This window comes from Chitinivibrionia bacterium, assembly GCA_009779925.1.
Taxonomy (GTDB): domain Bacteria; phylum Fibrobacterota; class Chitinivibrionia; order Chitinivibrionales; family Chitinivibrionaceae; genus WRFX01.
Window position 1 is genome coordinate 1 of sequence record WRAZ01000065.1, and the last position, 6,912, is coordinate 6,912.

8 protein-coding genes are annotated in these 6,912 nt (G+C 42.7%); 7 read left to right on the forward strand and 1 reads right to left on the reverse strand.

Annotated features, from left to right (window positions below; translation table 11 throughout):
- The 6 genes from FWE23_10950 to pyrF form a co-directional block, all read left to right on the forward strand.
- On the forward strand, positions 1-209 hold a 209-nt coding region (locus FWE23_10950; GenBank protein ID MCL2845943.1), incomplete at its 5' end, for a hypothetical protein.
- On the forward strand, positions 202-534 hold the full coding sequence (locus tag FWE23_10955; protein ID MCL2845944.1) for a type II toxin-antitoxin system PemK/MazF family toxin: 333 nt from the start codon (positions 202-204) through the stop codon (positions 532-534). The genes FWE23_10950 and FWE23_10955, both read left to right, overlap by 8 nt.
- 181 nt (positions 535-715) lie before the next feature.
- Positions 716-1,330, forward strand: coding sequence for a hypothetical protein (locus FWE23_10960; GenBank protein MCL2845945.1), 615 nt, complete (start codon positions 716-718; stop codon positions 1,328-1,330).
- A gap of 107 nt (positions 1,331-1,437) precedes the next feature.
- Positions 1,438-1,905 carry a hypothetical protein gene (locus FWE23_10965; protein ID MCL2845946.1) on the forward strand — a complete coding sequence of 156 codons (468 nt, stop codon included), beginning with the start codon at positions 1,438-1,440 and terminating at the stop codon, positions 1,903-1,905.
- Between the two features lie 279 nt (positions 1,906-2,184).
- A complete protein-coding gene (locus tag FWE23_10970) occupies positions 2,185-2,703 on the forward strand; it encodes a methylated-DNA--[protein]-cysteine S-methyltransferase (GenBank protein ID MCL2845947.1) in 519 nt (172 codons plus the stop codon).
- Complete coding sequence (gene pyrF, locus FWE23_10975; GenBank protein ID MCL2845948.1) at positions 2,700-3,404, forward strand: orotidine-5'-phosphate decarboxylase; 705 nt, start codon at positions 2,700-2,702, stop codon at positions 3,402-3,404. The genes FWE23_10970 and pyrF overlap by 4 nt, the downstream gene beginning before the upstream one ends.
- A 110-nt stretch (positions 3,405-3,514) precedes the next feature.
- Here pyrF and FWE23_10980 read toward each other — a convergent pair whose 3' ends face one another.
- Positions 3,515-4,957, reverse strand: a complete 1,443-nt coding sequence (locus FWE23_10980) for a sensor domain-containing diguanylate cyclase (protein ID MCL2845949.1) — start codon at positions 4,955-4,957, stop codon at positions 3,515-3,517.
- 182 nt (positions 4,958-5,139) lie between these two features.
- Between FWE23_10980 and FWE23_10985 the strand changes: the two genes are divergently transcribed.
- On the forward strand, positions 5,140-6,912 hold a 1,773-nt coding region (locus FWE23_10985; GenBank protein ID MCL2845950.1), incomplete at its 3' end, for a CoA activase.

The following is a 6,912-nucleotide window of genomic DNA, read 5'->3' on the forward strand; positions in this document are numbered from 1 at the left end:
GTATTATTATGCAAACGCTTTTAGAGCCGAAAGAGAGAATATTCAATCTTGTGAATGAAATGAACGGTCTGCAATTATTAGAAATTGCAAACTACGCTCAATTTATTCGCTACAAAAGCGACAATGATACTTTTGATTTAATGAAAGCAAGCGAAAGTACTCTTGATTTCTGGGATAACGGAGAAGACGAGGTTTGGAATAATGTATAAACGTGGAGAAATCGTTTTAATTCCTGTGCCGTTCAGTAATTTATCTTCTGTTAAAAAGCGCCCTGTTCTTGTAATTTCAAATACTTTGCACAATTACGCAAATCGCGATATGATAGTTGTCGCGATTACTTCAAATTTACAACAAAACGGAATAATAATAGAAGCAAACGATTTAATATTCGGCGAACTTCCAAAAACATCACTTATCCGTTGCGAAAAGATTTACACATTGGAACAAAGTATTGTTCATAAGCGTTTCGGCGTTGTTTCTCAAGATGTTTTGGAAAATGTGGTAAATGAAATAAATAACTTGATTACGGAATAAAACCTCGCGCAAACCGAAATTTCGCCCCGTTTTTGTCGGTTTGCTTTCGTTCTTTGATACAAAAAAAATCACAATTCCAAATTCTAATCAAAACACAAACTTCTCCTTTATCTACTCAAGAAATCCGTCTTTCTGCCGATATATATAATGTATGGGGAACACTCAAGGACGAGGGGGATTTATGAGAATAGCTCAAATGGTGCAAATGCAGGAAGCAATGAAGCAACATTCAAAAGGCGATGTAAGCATCGTCCGTCAATTACTTGGCGAAGAAGATGTGAAGCCAAAAAAAATTCAAAGAGAAGATACCTATATTCCAATGAGCTCAAGACCACCTGAGCCAAATTGGGATCGCGTTCATAGCAAGAGAGCGCCGATAATGTCGGAAGAAGAATTTGAACAAGCAATAATAGCGATGGCGCGAGCGAATGCAGAATTTGCAATGAAAAAGGGTGATACGTCGTGGCATTTAGCGAGAGACCAGGTTGCTTATCTGGAATTACATACAGCTTTTGTGTCTGTTGTTTCGCCTGACCGCAGAGCTGCTTTTGCAAATAGCGGAGGAAACAATGTGATCCATGGAACAGTGCCAAATCATTTAGGTGGAAATGAACTAATGGACTGGAGTCCAAGCGGTTGGACTACTTATCCTACTGTTGCAGAAATGGAAAGAGGCGCAAGATTTAATGAAATTTACAATAAAGCTTACCAAGAATGGGAAGCGGAAAATGGGACTATTCCGCACGGGACAACAAAGGGACTCAGGTCGTTTACCTCAACAAGAAATTGGCTGTAAAATTGATGACATTTGAATTAAATGTTAATATTTGAGCAAAATCTTATTTTTTGTATTATATTTAGATGTAAAATTGTTCCAAAATAACTTTAACATAAGGGGAATAAATGAAAAATATCCGTTTTTTGTCAGTAGCCATAGCTGTAATTATGGCTTCGTTTGTCAGTGTGGCGGCGCAGGGGTCATTTACGCATAATATGACTGTGTTAAACGGCATGATTGCTGTTGGGAGCACAGTTGGGCATACGGCTCCGTCAAATTTTACGGGGCGAGGAACGTCAAGTCAATCTATGACAAGAGTTGTAGTAAGAGGAAATCTTGGACTTTCAACAAACTGCCTTCCTGGAACTGGGGTTATTCAGCTAATAAATCCAGCAACGAACCAAGTGCTTGGTCAAGCATCAGTACCTCTTAACACTATGTTCAGCAATGTTGTAATCAATTTTCCTGCTGGACAGCCTGCAAACGGAACATACGCTATTAGAGGACAAGTAACAAGGTTGCAACCGGTGCCGCCCAATACTATATGCGGAATTTCGCTCACAAGCGGCTCGGCATTAGTAGAATGGCGATAGTTTATATAATTTAGTATATTCAAAAAAACAGGCAAATTTTTCAGTTTGCCTGTTTTTTTTAACCGTTTCCCTTACCCTCTCTCGATTTGCGCTTTCTTTGTAAACTTAAGTCCTTGCGCATAGAATTGTCGCCGCGCATATTGGGCTAAAAAGTACACACGCCCCTATTGACAACCATTCCCCGTAGAGCCAAGGCATGCCTTGGCTCATTTCTTTTCGTTTTTGTTTATCGGCAAATAGTATTTTCCCACAAAGACAATTTCACAAACGGGAAAAACAATGCAAAAACAAAATTTCAGCGGAACGATTTGCCGCCAAAACGGCGAAAAAATCTGCAAAGTCGGCGTGGTTTTGACGGGGGATAAGATTATCGAAAAGATAATTTTCACTCCGCCCGACGTGGACTTACCGCTCGAAAGCATAAAGCCGATAAGCGAAAATCCTGCTCTCCAAAAATATATTGAAAACGCTTTTTACGGATTTGACGACGAATTTTCGCACGCGCCGATGGCTAAAACGGAATTTTGGAAACTCGTTTACGAAAAACTGCGAGCCGTCCCTTACGGAAAAAGAATGACTTACAAAGAACTTGCCGAAATTTGCCAAAGCCCGAATGCGGCGCGAGCGGTCGGAAACGCCCTGCGAAACAATCCGCTTCCGATAATGTACCCCTGCCACAGAGTTTTGGCAACGGGCGGCGGATTGGGCGGATTTGCGGGAAATCACAAGGATTGGATTAGCATTAAAGAAAAATTTCTCTTTGCGGAAAAAAACAACGAAAGGATGATAGTATTATGATTTCAAAAAACAACATTGCGCTTGCGCTCGACAACAACGACGATTTGAACGAAATTGTTGAACTTATAAACAAAACTTCGGAGTCCGTCGGAGTTTACAAGGTCGGATTAGAGCAGTTTATTCGTTTCGGCGACAAACTTTTTGACGTAATTCGCAAAAACGGCGCAAAAATCTTCTTGGATCTCAAACTCCACGACATTCCCAACACCGTGGCGCAGGCGGTAAATTCGGCGATTTTGCATAATGTCGATTATTTGACCATTCACACCATCGGCGGCGCGGAAATGATGAAAGCGGCGGCGGAAGCGGCAAAAAAATCGCCGAACGCGCCCCAAATTATCGGCGTTACCATTTTAACAAGCATTGACAAAAACGCAATGAACAACGAAATGGGAATTGCCGGCGAAGTCGATGAAAAAGTCGCAGATTTAGCGAAACTTGCCAACGAGTGCGGGCTCGACGGGATTGTATGCTCAGCGGCGGATTTGCCGAAAGTTAAGCCAATTCTTCCTGCGGATTTCACGATAATTACTCCGGGAATTCGTTTGGCGGGTGGAGATATTCAAGACCAAAAACGAATTGCAACGCCGCAAAATGCGATAGAAGACGGAGCGACTATTTTGGTTATCGGACGGGCAATTACGGGGGCGAAAGACCCTGCGGCGGCGGCAAAAGAGATTTTGGAGTCTATACATAAATAATCACCGTAGGGGCGTATTGCATACGCCCTGTTGTTTGTACGGCATTTGCGTATTTGGGCGTATGCAATACGCCCCTACGAAAAATCATTTGCGAGTTTAATGTAAAAAAACTACTCTTTGGGACAGTGTTCCGTGCTTTCGCGGGAAGCAAGAAGTTCGTCCCAAAACTGGACTTTGTTGCGACCGCTGCTTTTGGCGGCGTAGAGCGCTTTGTCGGCGTGTAAAATTGCCGCGTCGAGGTCGTAGTTTTCTATTTGCGCTATGCCGAAACTTGCCGATACGCTGATTGACAAATCGTTGTGTATAATCGGCTCCGCGCAGATAATTGTTCTTAGGCGCTCGGTCATTTCAGGCATACCTTTTCGGTCGGTTTCGGGGGCGTATATTATAAATTCTTCGCCGCCGTAGCGCGCAAATAAGTCGTATTGACGGATAACCGATTTTATGCGCAACGCCGTATCTGCAAGCACTCGGTCGCCGACAATGTGGGTGTAGGTGTCGTTTATGCTTTTGAACTTATCCAAATCAAAAATTATTATATAATCGGACTTTTTAGCACGCCGCGCACGCTCAATGTTGATTTTCGCCATATCCATAAAATGACGACGGTTGTAAGCTCCCGTCAGCGGGTCGGTTTTCGCATAACCTTCCAGAACCAGCTTTACCCGATTTAATTCGACGTTGTCGTGCACCACAAACATAACAAGCAAACTTATGAAAATCCCCGCGACAATAAGCGCAATATTTTCGAGGTAATTGTACCACGACCGACTTGACCAGATTTTCAGATGCCACTCGGCGTTGGCAATCAATATCGGGCTTTCGATAACGCGAGCGTTCCTGCCGACAGACCTTTTGCCGCCCGCTATTATTTGACGTTCGCCGTTATTGTCGGGATTTACTCTCCATAATTTATACGAAAAACCTTTGTTTTCTATAACGTTCAGAGCGGCGCTGTTTATAATTTCTTCAAATTTTAAGGCAACGGACACAAGCCCCCAAAATTCGGAAGCGCCACAGTAAGTTTCGAGATAAACAGGTAATCTTCCCGTAATAATATTAACGCCCTGCGCCGAATGGAACGGTCCCGCAAGCAACATTTCACCTTTTTCAATCGCCGCAATAGCCTCCGCGTTGCCCGGATTAGTAGTATCCAAAAAGTTCCAATTCAAAACCGCTTTATTGCCTTCCATAGGATAAACATTCGAGACAACTCCGTTTGGCGCAATAACAAAGTTTAATAGCGCAGGGTCGTTAAAAATTAAAGGCGCAAAAGTTTCAAATTTTTCGGAAACATCGTATCCTTGTCTGGCGAGCAGTGCAAGCGAATGATTTTTGTATAACAGATTACCCACAACCTCCTTGAGACGAAAAGACCTGTCGAGCATAAGGTGTTGCATCTGCGAGGCTTCGATTTTTTCTCTGCTTTCGACAGTTATAAAAATAAACGCAGAACAAAGTAATAGCGAACACAAAAAAGAGATAATTGCGAATTTCGACGGTTTTTTAGCAACTTTTTCAAAAAGGTTTTTAGACCATTTCTTTTTATCCATAACTTCCATCTTCCCTGATTTTACAGAATTTTCTACGGTGAAAATACATAATTGCGTATATGAATAAGAGAAAATATCTGTTTTTTAGCAGAATTTCGGTTTTGGGCGGGCGGAAAAAATTATTTTCATCTGCAAAACCGAGCGTTATTTCAGAATGTGATTAACTGCAAAGAGGTATAAATATGAAGCAAAACATACAAAATATAATAGATTGCGGGCTCGATGTCGGCTCGACTACCGTCAAATGCGTTCTGCTTGACGACGAAAATAATGTCTTGTGGAAAGAATACCGCAGACACAACGCGCATCAAAAGGATTGCGTTAAAGAATTTATATCGCACATTACGAAAATTTATCCTGAAGCAAAACTGCGAATTGCCATTACCGGAAGCGGAGCGCGCGCGCTTAAAGACGCTTTGGACGCGCAATTTATTCAGGAAGTTAACGCGGTGGCGCTTGCCGTAGAAACGCTTATCCCCGAAGCAAATTCGGTGGTGGAATTGGGCGGGCAGGACGCAAAGGTAATTTTGTGGAAAGGCGACAAAGGCGACGGTCTCTTCCCCGACAACCGCCACATAATAACCTATATGAACGACAAATGCGCGGGCGGAACGGGCTCCACAATAGACAAAATTATGAGCAAAATCGGAGTTTCGCAGGAAGAAGCGGCAAATATCACCTTAGAGAACAAGCAAATTCATCACATCGCCGCAAAATGCGGAGTTTTTGCCGAAACCGACGTTGTGGGACTGCTTAAAGCGGGCGTTTCAAAGGAAGAAATTTTTATTTCGCTCTGCTCGGCAATCGTAAAGCAAAACATAGAAGTTCTTGTCCACGGAAACGTTTTGGCGGACAAAGTCTTGCTTTTGGGCGGACCTAACACCTACATTTCCGTTTTGCGCGAATTATGGCGAATTCAAATTGCGGAAACTTGGAAAATTCACGGATTTTCGCCGAATGAAAGCGATTTACAAAAAGCAATATTCGCCCCCGAGGACTCGCAGTATTTTGCGGCAATCGGCGCGGTTTTTTTCGCCCGAGAAAATCATAGCCTTCATATTTCGGAGGTGAAAAAGAATTGGTATGAAGAGGTTGCCGACGGACAAAATAAGAGTAATAACGAAGTAAACGCAGGACTTATCGCAAACGAAGAAGAGTTGGAAATTTTCAAAAAACAATACGCCGTGCCGAAATTGGAAAATCGCGACATAAAAAACGCAAAAATCGAGGCGTTTATAGGAATTGACGGCGGCTCTACAAGCACAAAAATTGCAATTATAGACAAAGAAAAGGGCGATTTAATTTACTCCGATTACGTGCTGTCAAACGGCAATCCGCTTGAGGATGCGAAATTATTGTTTCAAAAAATAAAAAATTGGCAAGACAAAAATAACGCGGAAATAAAAATTCTCGGCGCGGCAACAACGGGATACGCTTCCCAAATTTTCAAAACGGCGTTAAATCTGGATATTGCACTTGTGGAAACCATTGCGCATTTCCGCGCGGCGGTCGAGCTTTACGGCGACGTCGATGTGATTTGCGACGTTGGCGGGCAGGATATAAAAGTGCTTTTTATAAAGAATAAACGCGTTGCCGATTTCCGCTTAAATACGCAATGCAGCGCAGGCAACGGATATTTTCTGCAAGCAATGGCGGAGCAGTTTGACGTGCCTCTCGAAGAATACGCGGAAATGGCGTTTAAGGCAAAAGTCGCCCCAAAATTCAATTACGGTTGCGCAGTTTTTATGGAGCAGGACAGGGTAAATTTTCAACAAGCCGGCTGGAAAAAAGAAGAAATGATGTGCGGACTTGCGCAGGTTTTGCCGCTGAATATTTGGAATTACGTCGTGCAAGAAAGCAATTTGTCAAAATTCGGCAAAAAATTTGTGCTTCAGGGCGGAACGCAAAAAAACTTGGCGGCGGTAAAATCGCAGGTTGATTTCATTAAGCGAAAA